Origin of the sequence: Bradyrhizobium japonicum USDA 6, assembly GCF_000284375.1 — a bacterium.
GTDB lineage: Bacteria > Pseudomonadota > Alphaproteobacteria > Rhizobiales > Xanthobacteraceae > Bradyrhizobium > Bradyrhizobium japonicum.
Map to the genome: position 1 here is coordinate 8,657,778 of NC_017249.1, position 20,818 is coordinate 8,678,595.

A 20,818-nucleotide genomic window follows, 5' to 3' on the forward strand; every position below is an offset into this window, starting at 1 on the left:
AAGAGACGCGAGGAAACGGCATGTCCGAATTCAAGGAGCTCAGCCGGTCGGTGAAGGGCCTGACCGTTCTCGTCACGGGCGCGGCGAGCGGCATGGGGCGCGCGACCGCGCGCGTGTTCGCCGCTGAAGGCGCGAACGTCGCCGTCACCGACTTTGATGAACAGGGCGCGCTGTCCGTTGCCAAGGAGATTGCCGCGAACGCCGGATCAGCGAAGGCGTGGAAGCTCGATGTCGCCGATGGCGGCGAGATCAAGCGCGTGGTTGGCGAGGTCGCGGCGCATTTCGGCGGGCTCGACATCATCGTCAACAATGCCGGCATCTCCGTGCGCGTCGCGATCGACGACGAGGCTTACGAAGATGCCTGGGCCAGGGGCATCGCGGTCATGCTGACGGCGCATCCGCGCATCATCCGCGCTGCGCTGCCACACCTGCGCAAGTCGAAGAGCCCGCGCATCGTCAACATCGCCTCGACCGAGGCGCTCGGCGCCACCGCATTGCACAGCCCCTATTCGGCAGCGAAGGGCGGTGTGGCGAGCCTCACGCGCTCGCTCGCCGTCGAGCTCGGCCGCGAGGGCATCACGGTCAACTGCATCTGCCCGGGCCCGATCCGCACCGCCATCACCGACCGCATCTCCGAAGAGCACAAGACCATCTACGCCAAGCGCCGCACCGCACTCGGCCGTTACGGCGACCCCGAGGAGGTCGCGCATATGACGCTGAGCCTGTGCCTGCCGGCGGCGTCTTTCCTCACCGGCGCGGTGATCCCTGTCGACGGAGGCCTGATGGCGCGCAACGCGTGAGAGCCATAACGCTTGAGAGATATGCGCGCCGAGCGTTGACAACGCCGGTCGCGGGAGTAGCTTTTTCACCGGCAGAGCGGGACCAACCGCTCGCGGTTCGCGGGAGAAACACCATGACGATCGCCATCCGGCAGCTTCAGAAACATTTTGTCGGCGAGGTTTCCGGCCTCGACCTGCAAAAGCCTCTCACCGAGGCCGAGGCGCGCGAGGTCGAGGCTGCCATGGACAAATATGCGGTGCTGGTCTTCCACGACCAGGACATCACCGACGAGCAGCAGATGGCCTTCGCGCTGAATTTCGGCCAGCGCGAGGACGCGCGCGGCGGCACCGTGACCAAGGAGAAGGACTACCGGCTCCAATCGGGCCTCAACGACGTCTCCAATCTCGGCAAGGATGGCAAGCCGCTGGCGAAGGACAGCCGCGCGCATCTGTTCAATCTCGGCAACTGCCTGTGGCATTCCGACAGCTCGTTTCGCCCGATCCCCGCGAAATTCTCGCTGCTGTCGGCGCGGGTGGTGAACCCGAAGGGCGGCAATACCGAGTTCGCCGACATGCGCGCGGCCTATGACGCGCTCGATGACGACACCAAGGCGGAGATCGAGGATCTCGTCTGCGAGCACTCGCTGATGTATTCGCGGGGATCGCTCGGCTTCACCGAGTACACCGACGACGAAAAGCAGATGTTCAAGCCGGTGCTGCAACGGCTGGTGCGGACGCACCCAGTGCATCGCCGCAAGTCGCTCTATCTTTCATCGCATGCCGGCAGAATCGTCAGCATGAGCGTCCCCGAAGGCCGGCTGCTGCTGCGCGATCTGAACGAGCATGCGACGAACGCAGAGTTCGTCTACGTCCACAAATGGAAGCTGCATGATCTCGTGATGTGGGACAACCGCCAGACCATGCATCGCGTCCGCCGCTACGACCAGTCCCAGCCCCGCGACATGCGCCGCGCGACGGTGGCGGGGACAGAGCCGACGGTACAGCAGCAGGCGGCGGAATAGGCGTCACACCCCGTCGGACGTGGTCATCGCCCGGTTTGACCGGGCGATCCAGTACTCCGAGACGGTTGTGATGGAATCGATAGGCCGCGGCGTACTGGATGCCCCGGTCCCGGCTCCGCCAAGGCTACGCCGGGCCACAAGCTCGCTGGGCCGCCGAAGCTTCAGCGAAGGCGGCAAGCCGGGGCACGACAGCGGAGGGTGGCGCAGGACACCGCAAACCGTCGCAGCAGCTGCTATACGGCTACGCGTGTCCCGCCTCGTTGGAAAGCATCCCGGGATCGATGCCGATCTTGCGCAGCGCGCGGCCGTACTTCTCGTCGACATCGTCGCCGAAGATCAAATCCGAATCCGCATCGCAATGCAGCCAGCCATTGCTCTGGATTTCGGTCTCGAGCTGGCCCGGCGCCCAGCCGGCATAACCAAGCGCGAGGATGGCGTGCTTCGGGCCGGAGCCGTTGGCGATCGCCCGCAGGATGTCGACGGTCGCAGTGAGGCAGACGCCGTCGTCGATCCGGAGCGTCGCGTTCTCGATGTAGAAATCGCTGGAATGCAGCACGAAGCCGCGGCCGGTATCGACCGGCCCGCCGCGCAGCACCTTCATGCTTTCGGCGTTCTCCGGCAGCTTGATGTGCTCGCCCTTCTTGATGATGCCGAGCTGCTGCAGGAGCTCGGGGAAGTCGATGCTGCCGGCGGGATGATTGACGATGATGCCCATCGCGCCCTCGGCGGAATGCGCACAAAGATAGATCACCGAGCGCTCGAAGCGCTCATCACCCATCACGGGCATCGCGATCAGGAGCCGGCCGTCGAGATAACCGGCCGAGCTGGGGAGCGCGGGGGCCGCGCTGCGGGTGCTTTCGCCCGTCCTTTTGCCTGTGGGAGCCATCGGTGAAGCACTCCGGTTTCAATTCCTATCCTGATGTCGGGCCGGGCCGCTGTCAAATCAAGGCTTGCATGGACTTGATTCAGGTGCATCCATCACAAGCAATTCAATGGTTTGCCCAGGGGCGACCCTGTAAAGACGTGCCATGCTGACAAGAGTTCCCCTGCATGCGGCGATTGGCGTCGCAACAACCCTGCTTGCGTCGTCGATGGCGCTTGCAGCCCGCGCCGACGACGCTTCGCCCTGGCAGCGCGACGGCCATTCCGCAGTGCGATTGCTGGCGGGATCGCGCAGCGGCGCCGTCCTGCTCGGCGGTATCGCCTTCCAGCTCCAGCAGGGATGGAAGACCTACTGGCGCATCCCCGGCGATTCCGGCGTTCCGCCGCGGTTCGATTTCTCCAAATCGGACAATGTCGAAGCGGTGACGGTGATGTGGCCGGCGCCGCTGAAATTCGATGACGGCGCGGGCGGGCATTCGATCGGCTATCACGGCCAGATCGTGCTGCCTCTGCGCATCGTGCCCAAGGCGCCCGACAAGCCGGTGACGCTGCGCGCCGAGATCAACTATGCCGTGTGCGAGAAGCTCTGCGTTCCCGTCGAGGCCAATGTCGAGCTCGGCTTCAACAACGTCGCCTCGACCGAGGACGCCAATCTGCGTGCCGCGCTCGACACCGTGCCGAAGCCTGCCACGATCGGTGATCCCAATCCGCTGACCATCCGCGACGTCAAGCGTGACGGGCCCAAGAATGTCGTGGTCGATGTGGTCGTGCCCGATAGCCGCGGCGTCAATTTGTTCGTGGAAGGGCCGACGCCCGATTGGGCGTTGCCGATTCCGGCGCCGGTCGAGCGCGGCGGCCCACCCGGCGTGCAACGATTTTCCTTCGAGCTCGACGGACTGCCGCCGGGCGCCAAGCCCGACGGAGCGGCGCTGAAGTTTACGCTCGTCGCGCCCGAGAAATCGTACGAGTTCAATACGAATTTGGAGTGAGCCGGAGCTGAGTTGCGCTGTCAGCGCCACATATAGCTGTCGTCCCGGGGCGCGCAGCGCGAGCCCGGGACCCATAGCCACAGTGGTTTGGCGAAGACTCGGAGTTACCAGCCAGCCCATTAATTTCTCCCTGATGGGTCCCCGCCCCCCGTGCGCAATTGCGCACCAGGCGGCGACGACGCCGGTGGCTGGAGCGACAGCATGCCTCACCCAACCCAATCTTAACGAATGGTTGCTAATCCCCAAGGGCTACCGCATCAGGCCCGCCGCAGCATGCGGGACGCCTGATACGGACGCCCTGGGGATCTCGAATTGGCCGTGATGGATGCAGAACCCGCAACGACCGGACCTGCCGGCCTCATCGCGCGGCTGCGCGCGAAGCTGACGGGCGGGTCGAACGAAGCGTCGCTGACGCGGCGGTTGGCCGGCACCATCTTCATCATCCGGGTGATCAGCGCGGGCCTTGCCTATTTCTCGCAGGTTCTGCTCGCCCGCTGGATGGGGACGTCCGACTACGGCATCTATGTCTATGTCTGGACCTGGGTGCTGCTGCTCGGCAGCATGATGGATTTCGGCATCTCCGCTTCCGCGCAAAAGATCATTCCCGAGTATCGCACCAGCGGCGAGCATGCGCTGCTGCGCGGCTTTCTCTCCGGCAGCCGCTGGCTGACCTTTGCCGCGTCCACGCTGGTGTCGCTGGGGCTCGCCGGAATCGTCAAGCTGCTGTCGCCCTGGATCGATCCGGCCGAGGTGCTGCCGCTCTATATCGGCTGCATGACGCTGCCCGCCTTCGTCGTCGCCAACACCCAGGACGGCATCGCGCGCTCGCATGACTGGATGCGGCTCGGCCTGATGCCGCAATTCATCATCCGCCAGGCAGTGATCATCGGTATCACCGCCGCTGCCTTCCTGCTCGGCTATCATCTCGGCGCGGTCGCCGCGATGGTCGCGAGCGCCGGCGCGGTGTGGATCGCGATGACCGGGCAGATGGTGGTGCTGAACCGCAAGCTCGCCGATCACATCGAGCCGGGCCCCAAGACCTACGACATCGGCGGCTGGCTCGCCGTCTCGCTGCCGATCCTGCTGGTCGAGAGCTTCTACCTGCTGCTGTCCTATACCGACGTGCTGGTGCTTCAGCAGTTCCGCCCGTCGGACGAGGTCGGTGTCTATTTCGCTGTGGTGAAGACGCTCGCTTTGGTCTCGTTCATCCACTACGCGATGTCGGCGACCACGGCGCATCGCTTCGCCGAGTACAACGCGCTCGGCGACAAGGCGCGCCTGTCGGCCTATGTCGCGCATGCCATCAACTGGACGTTCTGGCCGTCGCTGGCAGCGACCATCGTGCTGCTTGCGCTCGGCAAACCGCTGCTCTGGCTGTTCGGCCCGCAATTCACGGTCGGCTACGACATCATGTTCGTCGCCGCGATCGGCCTCGTCGTGCGCGCCGCGATCGGACCGGTCGAGCGCCTGCTCAACATGCTCGGCCAGCAGAAGATCTGTGCGCTGGCCTACGCACTGGCCTTCGTGATGAACCTCGTGCTCTGCATCGCGCTGGTGCCACGCTTCGGCGGTCACGGCGCCGCGGCCGCGACCTCGATCTCGCTGACATTCGAGACGGTGCTGCTGTTCTGGATCGTGCGCCGACGGCTCGGCCTGCACGTGCTGGCGTTTGGCAAATAGGCGCTGCCACCCGGGTCGCCGGCCTGGAGAATGGCTGTTTCGCGCCTGGCGCCGCGGCGACTGAAACCAACTCCCCGCCCACCGTCCGTAGCAAGATTTTTCTTATTCAACCCAGGCGGTTGCACTTCAGGGAAATTTTATTCTACGTCATATTGCTCAACCGACGAGATAAACCTAAGATTCCCCAGACATGATTGATCCGCTCTATGTCGCCTCCGGATTTGGCGTGGGCCTGCTTGTCGGGATGACCGGCGTGGGTGGCGGCTCGCTGATGACGCCGCTGCTGATCCTGCTGTTCGGCATCCACCCCTCCACCGCCGTCGGCACCGACCTGCTCTATGCAGCCGCCACCAAGACCGGCGGCAGCTTGGTGCATGGCTGGTCGCGGAGCGTGCACTGGCCCGCCGTGCTGCGGCTCGCCTGCGGCAGCATCCCGGCGAGCGCGCTGACGCTGCTCGTGCTGTGGAAGCTCGACCTCAGGAGCGATTCCGAGCGCAGCCTGGTCAATCTGGTGCTGTGCTTTGCACTGCTGCTGACCGCGACCTCGCTGATCTTCCGCAAGGCCCTCATGGAGCGCTACCGCGGCCGGCTGGAACGTGTCGACGATCGTGCCACGGCGATCGCGACCGTCGTCACCGGCATCGTGCTCGGCGTGCTGGTGTCGATCTCGTCCGTCGGTGCCGGCGCGGTCGGCGTCACCGTGCTGCTGCTGCTCTATCCGCGCCTGCCGATGGCGACCATCGTCGGCTCGGACATCGCGCATGCGGTGCCGCTAACGCTGGTGGCCGGGGCCGGACATTGGGCGCTCGGCGACGTCGATTGGGCCCTGATGGGCGTGCTGCTGCTGGGCTCGTTGCCCGGCATCATCGTCGGCAGCCTCAGTGCGACGCGCGTCCCCGAGACGGTGCTGCGCCTGACGCTTGCCTGCGTGCTGTTCGTGGTCGCCGGCAAGATCATGTTTGCGGAGCTGAACCTCTCGTCCGCGATCGTGACGGCGCTGGCCTGGACGCATTAGGCCAAGGGTCCACCCCACTCTCACTGTCATCGCCCGGCTTGACCGGGCGATCCAGTATTCCAGAGCCTAACGTTGGCGAACGCGCTCTTGCAACTTCCGCCGCGGCGTACTGGATGCCCCGCTTTCGCGGGGCATGACCGAGCGTGGTTGAAGCGAACTACTCCGCCGTCCAGCCGCCGTCGATCGACAGGTTGGTGCCGGTGATCTGCGCGGCATCGTCGCCGCACAGGAACAGGGCGAGGGCTGCGACCTGCTCGGAGGTGACGAACTCCTTGGTCGGCTGCGCATCGAGCAGCACGTCGTTGATGACCTGCTCGCGCGTGAGGTTGCGCGCCTTCATCGTGTCGGGGATCTGCTTCTCCACCAGCGGCGTCCAGACATAGCCGGGGCTGATGCAGTTGCAGGTGATCTTGTGGGTCGCGACCTCGAGCGCCACGGTCTTGGTCAGGCCGGCGATGCCGTGCTTGGCCGACACATAGGCGGACTTGAAGGGCGAGGCGACCAGCGAATGCGCCGACGCCGTGTTGATGATGCGGCCCCAGCCCTTCTTCTTCATGCCGGGCACCGCCGCGCGGATGGCATGGAAAGCCGAGGACAGGTTGATCGCGATGATCTGGTCCCACTTCTCGACCGGGAATTCCTCGATCGGCGAGACGAACTGGATGCCGGCATTGTTGACGAGGATGTCGACGGAGCCGAACGACTTCTCGCCGAGCGCGATCATCCCGGCGATCTCGGCGGGCTCGGTCATGTCGGCCGGCGAATACACCGCCTTCACGCCGAAGTCGGACTCGATCTTGGCGCGCTCCTTCTCGATGTCCTCCGGCGAGCCGAAGCCGTTGATGACGACATTGGCGCCGGCGGCGGCGAAGGCGCGCGCATAGGCGAGCCCGATGCCGCTGGTCGAACCGGTCACGACGGCGTTCTTGCCTGACAGACTACCCATGTTATTCGCTCCTTTTTGGCGGGGGCGCGGTGACGTCCCCCGTGAGATCGTAGGTCACCATGGTCTCGCCGGACTGCGGCCGCTCGAGCCAGTCCTTGTGGCGCATCGACAGATGCACGTCGCGCACGCCGGCTTCCCAATGCTCGACCATGGCGACATGCGAGAAGTCGTAATCCTTCGACGAGGATTCGTAGTTCTTGCTGCGATAGATCAGGTGCACCACGGTGACGGTGCTTTCGCGCGACACCTTCGCGAGGAATTCGACGGACGGGTCGTTCTTCAGATAGTCCGGCAATTTGCCGATCAGGTCGCGCACGGCCCGGCGCGCATTATGAATCTGCTTGTTCTTGTCGGTGTTCATCCGCGTGCGGCTGGAAAAGCGGATGTCCTTCTCGCGCTCGGTCGCCTCGAGCAGCGAATTCGGCAGATCGCCGCGGGCGCTGAACAGATCGACCTGGAAGATCAGCATGTCGCGAGCGACCTCGGCATCGAGCACGTAGTCCAGCGGCGTGTTGGAGGCGATGCCGCCGTCCCAGTAGTGCTCGCCGTCGATCACGACGGACGGAAAGCCCGGCGGCAGCGCGCCGGAGGCCATGATGTGCTCGGGGCCGATGGTCTTGCCGAGCTTCTTGAACTCGTAATTGTCGAAATATTTGAAGTTGCCCGAGGTGACGCCGACGGCGCCGACCGACAGGCGCGTCTTCAGATCGTTGATGCGGTCGAAATCGACCAGGCGCTCCAGCGTCTTCTTCAGCGGCGCGGTGTCGTAATAGCTCTCGGCCTGCTTGCTGCCGGGCGGCCAGAGCGGCGCGGGCGGAATGCGCGGCGTGAAGAAACCGGGCACGCCGAAGGTCGCGATCAATGCGGCGCTGGTCGAATTGAACAGCTCGCGGCTGTGATCGCTCTTGCCGATCGGCTTCCACGGCACCGGCGCCGACACCATCTCCCAGAATTCCTTGAGCCGGGTGATGCGGGTGTGTCCCTCATTGCCGGCGATGATGGCGGCGTTGACCGCGCCGATCGAGATGCCGGCGACCCATTCCGGCTCGAAGTCGAAATGGCACAGCGCCTGATAGGCGCCGGCCTGATAGGAGCCGAGCGCCCCACCGCCCTGGAGGACCAGGACGCGCTGCGCCTTCGCGGGGACTGTTGCGACTTCCGGGCTATGATCGGTCATGTGGGAACAATAGCAAAAGGCGAGCCACCGTGGCGACAGTCCGCCGCGGCGTCAATGCATCCCGGGATCAAGTCTGGCTTATCGAGGGTCGGTCGAGGCCAGGATCATGGTCCAGAACACCTTGTACTTGGTGCCGGGAGCATAGCCCGCCGCGATGCCCAGTTTTGTGACACCGCTCTTGAGCATGTTGGCGCGGTGCGGAGGCGAGTCGCGCCAGCCGGAAAACGCTTCCGCCAGCGTATGATAGCCCGCCGAGACGTTCTCGACCGCCACCGTCGCCGGATAGCCGCCCGCGCTGAGGCGCTTGGCCAGCGGCGCGCGGACGTCATGGTCCATCTTGTTGGCCGCCGCCATGGCCTGGGACTGGGATTCGGCGAGCCGCATCAGATCGGGGTCGATCACGACGGTGCCGAGGGCGTTGTTCTGGCGGTATTGAGAGATCATGATCGCTGCCGCCTGCGCGTCGAGCTTGGCGCCCGGGACCGACATGTCGGCATACATGGTCGGCTGCTGGACCGGTGCTTCGTTGCCGGCGCAGCCGGCGAGAAGCAAAGTGATTGATATCGCGGCCGCGGCGCGCATTTTCAGGAGCCCCCAATGAGGGGCCGTTGTTGCATACCAACCGTGGCTGAAAGGTGAATATTGAGGAAGATTTGAGCTTTTGGCCGCGGCGCCTAGCCCGCAAATATCCGGTAGCGGCGCGGTTCGAGGCCGATCGTGTCGCCGGCGCGAAGTTCCCTGTCGCGGGGGGCGTCGATCTCGATGGTCTCGCCGCCGGACAGGGCCACCTCGGCCCGCTGCACGGGGCCGAAATTCCGGACGTGCTGCACGGCGCCCTCGAAGGCACCGCTTCCGGGCGGGCCGACCAGCATGTCATGTCGCCGCACGAACAGTTTTGACGCGCCAGACACCAAGCCGTCTGCTGCAAGATTGAGTGGGCGGTCGCCGAGCCTGATGACGCCGCCTTCAACCTGGACCGGCAGCTCGATGGATTCGCCGATGAAGCCGTGGACGAACGCGGTCGCCGGGCTTTCATAGACGTCGTCGGGCGAGCCGATCTGCTCGATCCTGCCCTTGTCCATCACGACCACGCGGTTGGCGACTTCGAGCGCCTCCTCCTGGTCGTGGGTGACGAAGATCGAGGTGACGTTGATCTCCTGGTGCAGCGAGCGCAGCCATCGGCGCAGCTCCTTGCGCACCTTGGCATCGAGCGCGCCGAAAGGCTCGTCGAGCAGGAGGATGCGCGGCTCGATCGCGAGCGCGCGAGCGAGTGCGATGCGCTGGCGCTGGCCGCCGGAGAGCTGGCTCGGATAGCGGTCGGCGAGCCAGTCGAGCTGCACGAGATCGAGCAGCTCCTTGACGCGCGCACGAATGGTGGACTCATCCTTGCGGCTGGCGCGCGGCTGCACGCGCAGGCCGAAGGCAACGTTCTCGAACACCGTCATGTGGCGGAACAGCGCGTAGTGCTGGAACACGAAGCCGACGTTCCGTTCGCGCGCGCCCTGCGCCAGCGCATCCTCGCCATTGAAGGAGACCTCGCCGGAATCGGGCCAGTCGAGGCCGGCGATGATGCGCAGCAGCGTGGTCTTGCCGGAGCCGGAAGGACCGAGCAGCGCCAGCAGCTCGCCATTGTCGACCTTGAGATCGACGCCGTCGAGCGCTTTGAAGCTGCCGAACTGCTTGACGAGATTCCTGACTTCAATGGTCACTTGCGTCGTGTCCTTCGTCGAGGTGACGTTCGAGAACGGTCTTGGCGATCAGCGTGATCAGGGCCAGCATCGCCAGCAGCGAGGCGATCGCAAAGGCAGCGACGAACTGGTACTCGTTGTAGAGAATCTCGACCAGCAGCGGCATGGTGTTGGTCTCGCCGCGGATGTGCCCTGATACCACCGACACGGCGCCGAATTCGCCCATCGCGCGCGCGTTGCAGAGCAGGACGCCGTAAAGCACACCCCATTTGATGTTGGGCAGGGTGACGCGGAAGAAGGTCTGCAGGCCCGAGGCGCCGAGCGAGATCGCGGCCTCCTCTTCCTGCGTGCCCTGCTCCTGCATCAGGGGGATCAGCGCGCGCGCCACGAACGGGAAAGTCACGAAGGTGGTGGCGAGCACGATGCCGGGCACCGCGAACAGGATCTGGATATCGTGATCCCTAAGCCAGCTGCCAAAATAGCCCTGCGCGCCGAACAGCAGCACGAAGACGAGGCCCGAGATCACCGGGCTCACCGAGAACGGCAGGTCGATCAGCGTGATCAGGAAGGTCTTGCCGCTAAACTCGAACTTGGCGATGGCCCATGCCGCGACGAGGCCGAATACGAGATTGAGGCCGACCGAGATCGCCGCCACGATCAACGTCAGCTTGATTGCGGCCAGCGCTTCCGGCTCGGCAAGCGCGGAGAAATAGGCGAGAACGCCTCTCGAAAAGGCCTGCGCGAGCACCAGAACCAGGGGCAGCACGACGAAGACGCTGAGGAAGGTCACCGCCAGCGCGATGATGGCGACACGTATTGCGGGCGGCTCGGTGCGGAGGCTGTCGCGCGCCGCAGCGGCGTGCGCACGTGCGCGCGCATCGGTCGAAGGCAGCGAGACGGAATCGGCGATCTGCATCGTCATGATCTGCCCTCAGCGCGCCGGGATCCGGCTCTGCGCCCAGCGCTGAAGCCGGTTGACGGCGAAGATGATGACGAAGGAGACGACGAGCATGACCACGGCGATCGCGGTCGCGTCGGCATAGCGGAATTCGGACAGCCGGATCACGATCAGGAGCGGCGCGATCTCGGACACGTTCGGCAGATTGCCGGCGATGAAGATCACCGAGCCGTATTCGCCGACCGCGCGGGCGAAGGCGAGCGCGAGGCCGGTGAGCAGCGCCGGTCCGAGCGAGGGCAGGATCACGCGGATGATGGTCTGCCAGCGGCTGGCGCCCAGGCTGCCCGCGGCCTCTTCGATCTCGGGGTCGAGGTCCTGGAGCACCGGCTGCACGGTGCGCACCACGAAGGGGATGCCGATGAAGATCATGGCGACGAAGATGCCGATCGGCGTGAACGCCACCTTGATGCCGAGCGCGGCGAGCGGCGCACCCAGCCAGCCCTTCTCGGCAAACAGCGCGGTCAGTGCGACGCCGGCGACCGCCGTCGGCAGCGCGAACGGCACGTCGACGATGGCGTCGAACAGCCGGCGTCCGGGGAAGCGGTAACGCACCAGCGCCCAGACGATGATGCTGCCCATGACGAGATTGACGCAGGCCGCCGCAAAGGCGAGGCCGAAGGAGACGCGCAAGGCGTTGAGGGTGCGGCGGCTGGACAGGATGTTCCAGAATTGCTCGGGGCTAAGCTCCAGCGATTTCAGGAACAGCCCGGCAAGCGGAATCAGGATGATGATGGAGAGCCAGGAAAGCGTCAGTCCCATCGTGAGACCGAAGCCCGGCAAAGTCCGTCGTCGTGCTGCAACTGCGCTCACCAGGCCCCCTGCTATAGCCTCCTAAGACGGCGCCCGATCAGTTCTTGTAGATCTGATCAAAGACGCCGCCGTCGGCAAAATGTTCCTTCTGCGCCTTGGTCCAGCCGCCGAAAACGTCGTCGATCGTGAACAGTGCGACCTTGGCGAAGGAGTTTTCGTACTTCTTGGCGATCTCTGCGTCGCGCGGACGGTAGAAATTGCGCGCGGCGATTTCTTGGCCTTCCTTGGTATACCAATACTGGAGGTAGGCATCGGCCGCGTTGCGGGTGCCTTTTTTATCGGCAACCTTGTCGACGATCGCGACCGGCGGCTCGGCGAGGATCGATTGCGGCGGCGCCACGATCTCGAACTTCTCCGGACCGAATTCCTTCAGCGCGAGGTAGGCCTCGTTCTCCCAGGCCAGCAGCACGTCGCCGACGCCGCGCTCGACGAAGGTCACGGTGGCGCCGCGCGCACCAGTGTCGAGCACCGGCACCTGCTGGTAGAGCTTTCCGATGAAGTCCTTGGCCTTGTCGGCCGAGCCGTATTTCTTTTGGGCAAAGCCCCAGGCCGCGAGATAATTCCAGCGCGCCCCGCCGGAGGTCTTCGGGTTCGGCGTGATCACCGCGACACCGGTCTTAAGCAGATCGTCCCAATCCTTGATGCCCTTCGGATTGCCCTTGCGCACCAGAAACACGATGGTCGAGGTATAGGGCGATGAATTCTGCGGCAGACGCTTCTGCCAGTCGGTCGCGGTGAGGCCCTTGTTCGCGACGGCGTCGATGTCATAGGCAAGCGCGAGCGTCACCACATCGGCCTGCAATCCGTCGATCACGGCACGCGCCTGCGAGCCGCTGCCGCCATGCGACTGCTTGATCTCGACGCTCTTGCCGGTTTCCTTCTGATAGGCATTCGCGAACGCCTTGTTGAACTCGGCATAGAGCTCACGCGTCGGATCGTACGACACGTTCAAGAGATTGATGTCAGCAGCGAGAGCCGAGCTTGCCAACAATCCAGTCAAGAGCAGCCCTGCCGCGAGCGGAACGATACGGCGCATCATGTCCATCTCCATTCACCTCGACGACCTCATCGTCATCGAAGGCACGCGGGCATAACTCGGGGCGAAACGCTCTCAAGTCAACGGAACCGGATTTTCTTGTTCGTAGCCGGACAGCTCGACTGTGCTACGAAGTCTTCATCGTGTGGATGCCGCATTCTGTCTTGGCTCGGCCGCGCCAGCGACCGGCGCGCGCATCCTCGCCCTCGGCCGTTCTGCTGGTGCAAGGCATACACCCAACCGACCGGAAACCGGACTCCACCAGCGGATGACGCGGCAATTTGGCGCGGACGAAAATGGCTTCGAGTTCCTCGCGCGAGACATTGGCGAAGGGGTTGAACTTCAACCGCGCGCCGTCGTCCTCGACCACCGGAATGTCGGTGCGCGCATTGCCCTGAAAGCGCTTGCGGCCATTGAGCCACGCATCGAACGGCTTCAGCGCACGCGCCAGCGGCTCGACCTTGCGGATGCGGCAGCAGGCGTCTGGATCGGAGAACCAGAGGTCGCGGTCGGGATCTTCGCGCGACAGCGTCTCCTCGGCAGGCTTGATCGAGCGGACGTCCTTCAAGCCGAGTTCCGCGATCAGCGTGTCGCGATAGGCCAGCGTCTCCTCGAACAGCCAGCCGGTGTCGAGGAAGATCACGGGGATCGCCGGATCGACGTCGGCCATGACCTTCAGCAGCGTCGCCGATTCCGTGCCGAAGGACGACACCAGTGCAAGCTTCTCGCGCCCAACCGCCTTCAACGCCGCGGCGATGACTTCCGCAGGCGAAGCATCGCGCAGCGCGCGATCGAGCTCCTCCGCCGAAGGCAGCGCGGACGCGGACACCGATGCGACTTGGGACGCGATTGCGTTCACGTGCCGACACCTTCGGAGTGACGCAGCTGCATCCGCCGGTGCAGCGCGGTGATGCGGCCGTCGCCGGTCGGCTGATAGAACACCGAATAGCGCTTCGCGGTCTGCATGAAGGCTTCCGCGTCGGCCTGCTTCTTGACCTCGAAGGAATCGAAGCCGGCACGCAGCATGAACACGAACTGGTCGCGCAGGATCTGACCCGTCGCACGCAGTTCGCCACGGTAATCATATCGCTCGCGCAGCAACCGCGCCTGGCTGTAGGCACGTCCGTCGCGGAAGGTCGGGAATACCAGCGCCACCACTGCGATCCTGCCGAGATAGGGCACCAGTTCGGCGATGTCGCGGTTGTTCGGCCAGATCACCCCGACCTTGCCGGCGCGCGCGAGCAGCGATTCCGCATCGCTCAGGAAGCGCTCGGCCGGCACCAGGATGTCGCCGCCCTCGGGCAGCGGCGTGTCGACGGCCAGCTTGGCGAAACTGTCGTCGGCGATTTTTCCGCCGTTAACGAGTGGCATAGACGCGCTCCTTGAAGGGTTCGACGCCGAGGCGCTTCACCGTGTCCATGAACAGCTCTTCCGGCCGCTCGCGCAGCGCCAGGTAGGCTTCCACGATGTCCTCGACGACGTCGGCGACCTCGTCGAACTTGACGCCGGGACCGATCAGGGTCCCGAGCGCGGCTCCCTCGTCGGCGCGGCCGCCGATGGTGATCTGATAGACCTCCTCGCCGTTCTTCTCGACGCCGAGAATGCCGATATGGCCGACATGGTGATGGCCGCAGGCGTTGATGCAGCCGGAAATGTTGATGTGCAGACGGCCGATCAGGTTGGCGAGCTCGTGATTGGCGAAGCGCCGTGTCAGCTCCTGCGCGATCGGGATCGAGCGCGCGTTCGCCAGCGAGCAATAATCCAGACCGGGGCAGGCGATGATGTCGGTGATCAAATTGACGTTCGGCGTCGCCAGCCCGAGCCTGTCGAGCGCCTTCCACAAGGCCGGCAGGTCGCGCTTGGCGACGTGCGGCAGTGCGAGGTTCTGCTCGTGACCGACGCGGATCTCGCCGAAGGAGTATCGGTCGGCGAGATCGGCGAGCGCGTCCATCTGCTCGGCGGTGGCATCGCCCGGAGGCGCGCCGATCGGCTTCAGCGAGATCGTGACGATGGAATAGCCCTGCACCTTGTGCGGGGCCACCGAGTTCTTGCGCCACGCCTCGAAATCAGGATCGGCCGCGGCCTGGCGCAACTCGTCCGGATTGTGCGGCAGCTTCTCGTAGGACGGATAGGTGAAGCGCGAGCGGATGTCCTCGATCACCTCGTCGTCGATCTGGAGCGAGGAGTTGCGAATGTGCTGCCACTCCTCCTCGACCTCGCGCGAGAACTTCTCGATGCCGAGCTCGTGCACCAGGATCTTGATGCGCGCCTTGTAGATGTTGTCGCGGCGGCCGTACTGGTTGTAGACGCGGAGGATCGCCTCGATGTAGCTGAGGATATCGCGGCCATGGACGAAGTGCTTGATGGTCTTGCCGATGAACGGCGTGCGGCCGAGACCGCCGCCGACCAGCACCTCGAAGCCGGTCTCGCCCTTCTCGTTCTTGATCAGCTTCAGGCCGATATCGTGGATCTTGATCGCGGCGCGATCGTGGTCCGACGCGGTGATCGCGATCTTGAACTTGCGCGGGAGGAACGAGAATTCCGGATGCAGCGTGGTGTGCTGGCGGATCAGCTCCGACCAGATCCGGGGATCCTCGATCTCGCCGGGCGCGACGCCGGCCCACTGGTCCGACGTGACGTTGCGCATGTTGTTGCCGGAGGTCTGCATCGCATGGATGCCGACCTCGGCGAGATCGGCGAGTGCATCCGGCAATTCGGCGAGCTTGATCCAGTTGAATTGGATGTTCTGCCGCGTGGTGAAATGGCCGTAGCCGCGGTCGTATTTGCGCGCGACATGGGCGAGCGCCCGCAACTGGTTCGATGCCAGCGTGCCATAGGGAATCGCGACGCGGAACATGTAGGCGTGCAGTTGCAGATAAACGCCGTTCTGAAGCCGCAGGATCTTGAATTCGTCCTCGGTGAGCTCGCCGGACAAGCGCCGCTTCACCTGGTCGCGGAACTCCGAGACGCGCTCGTTGACGAGCGTGCGGTCGATTTCATCGTAAGCATACATAAGAGAGTGCCTTAAGCCTGGACCGACGACCCGATAGTCACGCCGGTGCGGCGGATCTGTTCGCGCAGATTGCCGGGTTCGATCTTGCCGTCGGCGCCGACCTGCACCGGTGCGATATAGGGACCGATCGCGCCGACGTCATCGGCAACGGACTCCGCAAGCAACGCTTTGGCCTCGTCCGAGTTGCGCACGATCGCGGCTTCCGACAGGTCCGCGGACCAGCTCTTGGCGGCAGTGCGGTAAACCACGATGCCATCCCAGGTGCGGTTGGCGGTCACGACCGACGGGCCGGCGATTTTGATCTTCTTCTGTTCAAGCGGGGAGGTCATTCGGCTGCATCCAATAGGTCAGAGATGATGTGTTGAGGTGTCTGGCGGCGAAGCGAACCGGCATGCCGGACCACGTCGCCGATGATGAGGATGGCGGGACCGCCATGGGTCCGCCGCACGAGCTCGGGCAGGTCGCGCAGCGTGCCGATCGCGCCTTGTGCGTCCGGCCGCGTGACGCGGGCGAACACGCCGACCGGCGTTTCCGGCGAACGGCCGGCCGCGAACAGGCCTTCGCGGATCGCTGGGGCAGCGGTCATGCCCATGTAAACCACGACGGTCATCTTGGTGTCGGTCAGCGTCGACCAGTCCACGTTCTCGGCATCGCGCGCCTTGTGCGCGGTGAGGAAGGTGATGCGGGTCGCTTCATGACGATAGGTGAGCGGCACCTCGAAATCGGCGGCGCCGCCGAGCCCGGCGGTGATGCCGGGAATGATCGAATAGGCGATACCGGCCGCGCGTAGCGCTTCGACCTCTTCGCCGCCGCGGCCGAACACGAAGGGGTCGCCGCCCTTCAGCCGCACCACGCGCTGGCCGGATTGCGCGGCCTCGATCATGCGCTTGTTGATGGCGTCCTGGCCGATGCCCGGCTTGCCGACGCGGCGGCCGACCGGAACGCGCGTGGTGTCGCGGCGGATGCGGTCGAGAATTTCGCCCGAGACCAGTTCGTCATGAAAGACGATGTCGGCATCCTGGAGCGCGCGTAGCGCCTTGATGGTGAGAAGGTCGGGGTCGCCGGGCCCGGCGCCGACCAGCGCGACCGAGCCTTCCGGCTTGTCGGCACGCGCGAACGCGGACGGATCGGAGATCGCCTTGATCGCGCCGTCGGCCTCGCCCTTGCGGCCCGCGAGCACGGACGCGCCGATCGGACCGTCGATGACGCGCTCCCAGAAGCGGCGGCGCAGCGGAAACTCGATGATGCGTTCGTTGATGGATTTGCGGAAGCCGCCGATGAACTCGGCGAGCTCGCCGATGCGGGCCGGCAGCAGCGCCTCGATCTTCTCGCGCACGCGCCGCGCCACCACCGGCGAGGTGCCGCCGGTGCCGACCGCGACCACGACATCGCCGCGATCGACGATCGCCGGGAAGATGAAGCTGGAATGTTCGAGATCGTCCATGACGTTGACGGGCAGGCCGAGCGCCTTGGCGCGGACCGACATGGCCACGCCGACATCGCCCGCGCCTGCGCAAACGATGGCAATGACGCCCGAGAGATCGGCGGTGAGCGGATCGCCCGTCGCGATTTCGATCCGCGCCGCGTCGCCGGAGCCAAGGCTCAGGTCCTGATTGCCGTCGACCGCATGCACGCGGATGCGCGCACCGGCAGCGGCGAGCACGCGCAGCTTGGCGCGCAAAAGCTCCCCCGCGCCGATGAGGACCACCGGACCGGCCTTGAGATCGAGGAACACCGGCAAGAACCGCATGCGATACTCGCTTCCCCCACATCTGGGGTTGACTGGAATTATTTTCTATATATGTGTCGTTTCGAGCGCGCAAAGAGAAAATTTTTTCTTCTCTTCTGCACCGCAACTATAGAAAATTCGCCTCCAAACGCAAAGTGGCAGAGATGCATCTTCTCAGGACCGATTCCGGTGCAGATGGACGGGACTCCGTCCCCCTCGTTTCCGAGCAAATTCCCGTCGGGCTGACCGCCCCCAGCATGGACCATTTGGACCAGCTCGAGGCGCAGAGCATCTACATTTTCCGCGAGGCCTTTGGCCGCCTGAAGAAGATCGCCCTGCTGTGGTCGCTCGGCAAGGACTCCAACGTCATGATCTGGCTGGCGCGCAAGGCGTTCTTCGGCCGGCTGCCGTTCCCGGCCCTCCATGTCGACACCGGCAAGAAGTTTCCGGAGATGTACCGTTTCCGCGATCATTACGGCAAGGAGTGGGATCTCGATTTGCGCGTCGAGCCCTGCCCGCCGATCGATGCCGTCGATCCAACGCTGCCGCCGGCGGCCCGTTCCGCCGCGCGCAAGACCGAGGGCCTCAAGATGGCACTCGGCAAATACGGTTTTGACGGCCTGATCGCCGGCATCCGCCGCGACGAGGAAGCCACCCGCGCCAAGGAGCGCGTGTTCTCGCCCCGCGGGCTCGAAGGCAATTGGGACGTCCGCGACCAGCCGCCGGAGTTCTGGGATCATTTCAATGCGTCGCCGCCGCAGGGCGCGCATTTGCGCATCCATCCGATCCTGCATTGGACCGAGGCCGACATCTGGGCCTACACCAAGCGCGAGAACATTCCGATCATCCCGCTTTATCTGTCGCAGAACGGCAAGCGCTATCGCTCGCTGGGCGATCAGGACATCACCAATCCGGTCGCGTCGACCGCGTCGACCATCGACGAGATCCTGGCCGAGCTCGAGCAGACCAAGGTGCCGGAGCGTGCCGGCCGTGCGCTCGACCACGAGACCGAGGACGCCTTCGAGCGTCTGCGCGTCGCCGGCTATCTCTGATTCAAGGACGCAACGCGGCTATGAACATGATCGTCACCCCCGCTTCGCCCGCCACTCCGAACGGCACCACGCGTCCGCAGGTTCGCATCGTCATCGTCGGCCATGTCGACCACGGCAAGTCGACGCTGGTCGGCCGCCTGCTGCACGAGACCGGCAGCCTGCCCGACGGCAAGCTCGAGATGCTGAAGGCCGTCAGCGCGCGGCGCGGCATGCCGTTCGAATGGTCGTTCCTGCTCGACGCGCTCCAGACCGAGCGCGACCAGGGCATCACCATCGACACCACGCAGATCCGCTTCCGCACCAATTCGCGCGACATCGTGTTGATCGACGCGCCGGGCCATGCCGAATTCCTGCGCAACATGATCACCGGCGCCTCGCAGGCGGACGGCGCGGTGCTGATCATCGACGCGCTCGAAGGCGTGCGTGACCAGACCAGGCGGCACGGCTATCTCCTGCACCTGCTCGGCGTGAAGCAGGTTGCGGTCGTCGTCAACAAGATGGACCGCGTCGATTTCAGCGCCGAGCGCTTCAAGGAAATCAGCGACGAAATCTCGGCGCATTTGCAGGGCCTCGGCGTGACGCCGACGGCGGTGATCCCGATCTCGGCCCGCGACGGCGACGGCGTCGCGGAGTGCACCGACCGCATCGGCTGGTACAAGGGCCCGACCGTGGTCGAGGCGCTGGACCGGCTCGAGCCGGCGCGTCCGCTGGAAGCCCTCGCCCTGCGCCTGCCGGTGCAGGCGATCTACAAGTTCGACGATCGCCGCATCGTGGCGGGCCGCATCGAATCCGGCAGCCTCATTGCCGGCGACGAGATCGTGATCATGCCGGCCGGCAAGATCGCCAGGATCAAGACCGTCGAAAGCTGGCCGGTAACGCCGGTCGCGGGACGGCAGGGCGCGGGGCGCTCGGTCGGCATCACGCTCGACCGCGAATTGTTCATCGAGCGCGGCGACATCGTCGCGCATGTCGGCTCTGCGCCGCGCGAGACGCGCCGTCTGCGCGCGCGGATCTTCTGGCTGCACGACAAGCCGCTCGCCAAGGGCGACCAGCTCCTGGTCCGCTGCGGCCCGAAGGAAAGCCGCGCCACCGTCGTCGCCATCGAGAAGGCGGTCGATCCCGGCGAGCTGTCGAGCGTCGAGAACAAGGCGATCGGCCGCAACCATGTCGGCGAGATCGACATTTCACTTTCGAGCCCGATTGCCGCCGATCCCTACACCGAGAATCCGCGCACCGGCCGTCTCGTGATCGAGGTTTCGGGGCGCATCGCCGGCGGTGGTCTCGTGCTGTCGGTCGATGCCGGCCAGCGCGCTGTGCCAGTCGACATCGTGCCGGTGGAATCGGCGCTGCGGCCCGACGAACGCTCCGCGCGCTACCGCCACAACGGCGCCGTGGTCTGGCTCACCGGCCTGCCGGCATCCGGCAAGTCGACGCTGGCGAAGGCGCTGGAGCGGCGGCTGTTCACCAATGGCGGCTCGCCGATCCTGCTCGACGGCGACACGTTGCGCGCCGGGCTCAACAACGATCTCGGCTTCTCCGCCGCCGACCGCAGCGAGAATATCCGCCGCCTCGCGGAGGTCGCGACCCATCTCGCCCGCAACGGCCACATCGCGATCGTCGCCGCCGTCTCGCCGGCCCGCGAGGACCGCGCGACCGCGCGCCGCATCGCCGACACCGCGTTCCGCGAGATCCATGTCGCGACACCGGCAGAGGTCTGCGAGGATCGCGATCCCAAGGGCCATTACAAGAAGGCCCGCGCCGGCGCGCTCGCGTCGTTCACCGGCATCGGCAACGACTACGAAGCGCCGCAGGCTGCCGAGCTCGTGATCGACACGTCGGCCCGCACGGTTGCGGATGCCGCGGACGAGATCGAACGGATGCTGAAGACCACCGGCGTGCTGTTCGACGAACTCGTGGACCTCGCCGCGAACATTTGAGTCTGTCCTATTCCCCGCTGTCCTCGCCCGGCTTGACGGGGCGACCCAGTATTCCAGAGACAGCGTGAGGATATGGAGAAGCCGCCGCGTACTGGATTCCCCGCT

At 65.2% G+C, this 20,818-nt stretch carries 20 protein-coding genes; 7 read left to right on the forward strand and 13 right to left on the reverse strand.

The window, feature by feature from the left end; genetic code table 11:
* Positions 1-20 precede the first annotated feature (20 nt).
* Together BJ6T_RS39865 and BJ6T_RS39870 are read left to right on the forward strand one after the other, a co-directional pair.
* On the forward strand, positions 21-800 hold the full coding sequence (locus tag BJ6T_RS39865) for an SDR family NAD(P)-dependent oxidoreductase (RefSeq protein WP_014498174.1): 780 nt from the start codon (positions 21-23) through the stop codon (positions 798-800).
* A 113-nt stretch (positions 801-913) separates the two neighbouring features.
* Positions 914-1,801, forward strand: a complete 888-nt coding sequence (locus tag BJ6T_RS39870; RefSeq protein ID WP_014498175.1) for a TauD/TfdA dioxygenase family protein — start codon at positions 914-916, stop codon at positions 1,799-1,801.
* Between the two features lie 241 nt (positions 1,802-2,042).
* Here the strand turns inward: BJ6T_RS39870 and BJ6T_RS39875 are convergent, their stop codons facing one another.
* Positions 2,043-2,687 carry a YqgE/AlgH family protein gene (locus BJ6T_RS39875; RefSeq protein ID WP_014498176.1) on the reverse strand — a complete coding sequence of 215 codons (645 nt, stop codon included), beginning with the start codon at positions 2,685-2,687 and terminating at the stop codon, positions 2,043-2,045.
* 142 nt (positions 2,688-2,829) lie between these two features.
* Between BJ6T_RS39875 and BJ6T_RS39880 the strand changes: the two genes are divergently transcribed.
* The 3 genes from BJ6T_RS39880 to BJ6T_RS39890 all read left to right on the forward strand — a co-directional run bounded on the left by BJ6T_RS39880 (position 2,830) and on the right by BJ6T_RS39890 (position 6,367).
* Entirely contained in the window at positions 2,830-3,672 is an 843-nt protein-coding gene (locus BJ6T_RS39880; RefSeq protein ID WP_014498177.1) for a protein-disulfide reductase DsbD domain-containing protein, read from the forward strand.
* A 312-nt stretch (positions 3,673-3,984) separates the two neighbouring features.
* Positions 3,985-5,352 carry a flippase gene (locus BJ6T_RS39885; protein ID WP_014498178.1) on the forward strand — a complete coding sequence of 456 codons (1,368 nt, stop codon included), beginning with the start codon at positions 3,985-3,987 and terminating at the stop codon, positions 5,350-5,352.
* Between the two features lie 190 nt (positions 5,353-5,542).
* Complete coding sequence (locus BJ6T_RS39890; RefSeq protein ID WP_014498179.1) at positions 5,543-6,367, forward strand: sulfite exporter TauE/SafE family protein; 825 nt, start codon at positions 5,543-5,545, stop codon at positions 6,365-6,367.
* A 157-nt stretch (positions 6,368-6,524) separates the two neighbouring features.
* Here BJ6T_RS39890 and BJ6T_RS39895 read toward each other — a convergent pair whose 3' ends face one another.
* From BJ6T_RS39895 to cysG, 12 genes are all read right to left on the reverse strand, one after another.
* On the reverse strand, positions 6,525-7,313 hold the full coding sequence (locus BJ6T_RS39895) for a 3-hydroxybutyrate dehydrogenase (RefSeq protein WP_014498180.1): 789 nt from the start codon (positions 7,311-7,313) through the stop codon (positions 6,525-6,527).
* A gap of 1 nt (position 7,314) precedes the next feature.
* Positions 7,315-8,490 (reverse strand): DUF3734 domain-containing protein, encoded by a 1,176-nt coding sequence (locus BJ6T_RS39900; RefSeq protein WP_014498181.1) that lies wholly within the window; start codon positions 8,488-8,490, stop codon positions 7,315-7,317.
* A 78-nt stretch (positions 8,491-8,568) separates the two neighbouring features.
* Positions 8,569-9,072: a CAP domain-containing protein gene (locus tag BJ6T_RS39905; RefSeq protein WP_014498182.1), complete on the reverse strand. Its 504-nt coding sequence runs from the start codon at positions 9,070-9,072 to the stop codon at positions 8,569-8,571.
* Positions 9,073-9,164: 92 nt separating this feature from the next.
* Positions 9,165-10,199 carry a sulfate/molybdate ABC transporter ATP-binding protein gene (locus BJ6T_RS39910; protein ID WP_014498183.1) on the reverse strand — a complete coding sequence of 345 codons (1,035 nt, stop codon included), beginning with the start codon at positions 10,197-10,199 and terminating at the stop codon, positions 9,165-9,167.
* Positions 10,189-11,100 carry a sulfate ABC transporter permease subunit CysW gene (cysW, locus tag BJ6T_RS39915; protein ID WP_014498184.1) on the reverse strand — a complete coding sequence of 304 codons (912 nt, stop codon included), beginning with the start codon at positions 11,098-11,100 and terminating at the stop codon, positions 10,189-10,191. Before cysW ends, BJ6T_RS39910 begins: the two co-directional genes overlap by 11 nt.
* Before the next feature lie 9 nt (positions 11,101-11,109).
* Entirely contained in the window at positions 11,110-11,946 is an 837-nt protein-coding gene (gene cysT, locus BJ6T_RS39920) for a sulfate ABC transporter permease subunit CysT (protein ID WP_080584160.1), read from the reverse strand.
* 37 nt (positions 11,947-11,983) lie between these two features.
* On the reverse strand, positions 11,984-12,985 hold the full coding sequence (locus tag BJ6T_RS39925) for a sulfate ABC transporter substrate-binding protein (RefSeq protein WP_028170315.1): 1,002 nt from the start codon (positions 12,983-12,985) through the stop codon (positions 11,984-11,986).
* Between the two features lie 124 nt (positions 12,986-13,109).
* Positions 13,110-13,841, reverse strand: a complete 732-nt coding sequence (locus BJ6T_RS39930) for a phosphoadenylyl-sulfate reductase (protein WP_014498187.1) — start codon at positions 13,839-13,841, stop codon at positions 13,110-13,112.
* Positions 13,838-14,353 carry a DUF934 domain-containing protein gene (locus tag BJ6T_RS39935; RefSeq protein ID WP_014498188.1) on the reverse strand — a complete coding sequence of 172 codons (516 nt, stop codon included), beginning with the start codon at positions 14,351-14,353 and terminating at the stop codon, positions 13,838-13,840. Before BJ6T_RS39935 ends, BJ6T_RS39930 begins: the two co-directional genes overlap by 4 nt.
* Entirely contained in the window at positions 14,340-15,995 is a 1,656-nt protein-coding gene (locus BJ6T_RS39940) for a nitrite/sulfite reductase (protein WP_014498189.1), read from the reverse strand. The genes BJ6T_RS39935 and BJ6T_RS39940 overlap by 14 nt, the downstream gene beginning before the upstream one ends.
* A gap of 11 nt (positions 15,996-16,006) precedes the next feature.
* Positions 16,007-16,324: a DUF2849 domain-containing protein gene (locus BJ6T_RS39945; protein WP_014498190.1), complete on the reverse strand. Its 318-nt coding sequence runs from the start codon at positions 16,322-16,324 to the stop codon at positions 16,007-16,009.
* Entirely contained in the window at positions 16,321-17,745 is a 1,425-nt protein-coding gene (gene cysG, locus BJ6T_RS39950; RefSeq protein ID WP_014498191.1) for a siroheme synthase CysG, read from the reverse strand. The genes BJ6T_RS39945 and cysG overlap by 4 nt, the downstream gene beginning before the upstream one ends.
* Before the next feature lie 236 nt (positions 17,746-17,981).
* On the opposite strand from cysG, the gene cysD reads away from it, so the two are divergent.
* Both cysD and cysC read left to right on the forward strand, forming a co-directional pair.
* Positions 17,982-18,776: a sulfate adenylyltransferase subunit CysD gene (gene cysD, locus BJ6T_RS39955; protein WP_028148396.1), complete on the forward strand. Its 795-nt coding sequence runs from the start codon at positions 17,982-17,984 to the stop codon at positions 18,774-18,776.
* A 20-nt stretch (positions 18,777-18,796) separates the two neighbouring features.
* A complete protein-coding gene (cysC, locus tag BJ6T_RS39960) occupies positions 18,797-20,713 on the forward strand; it encodes an adenylyl-sulfate kinase (RefSeq protein WP_014498193.1) in 1,917 nt (638 codons plus the stop codon).
* The last annotated feature ends 105 nt before the right edge of the window (positions 20,714-20,818 follow it).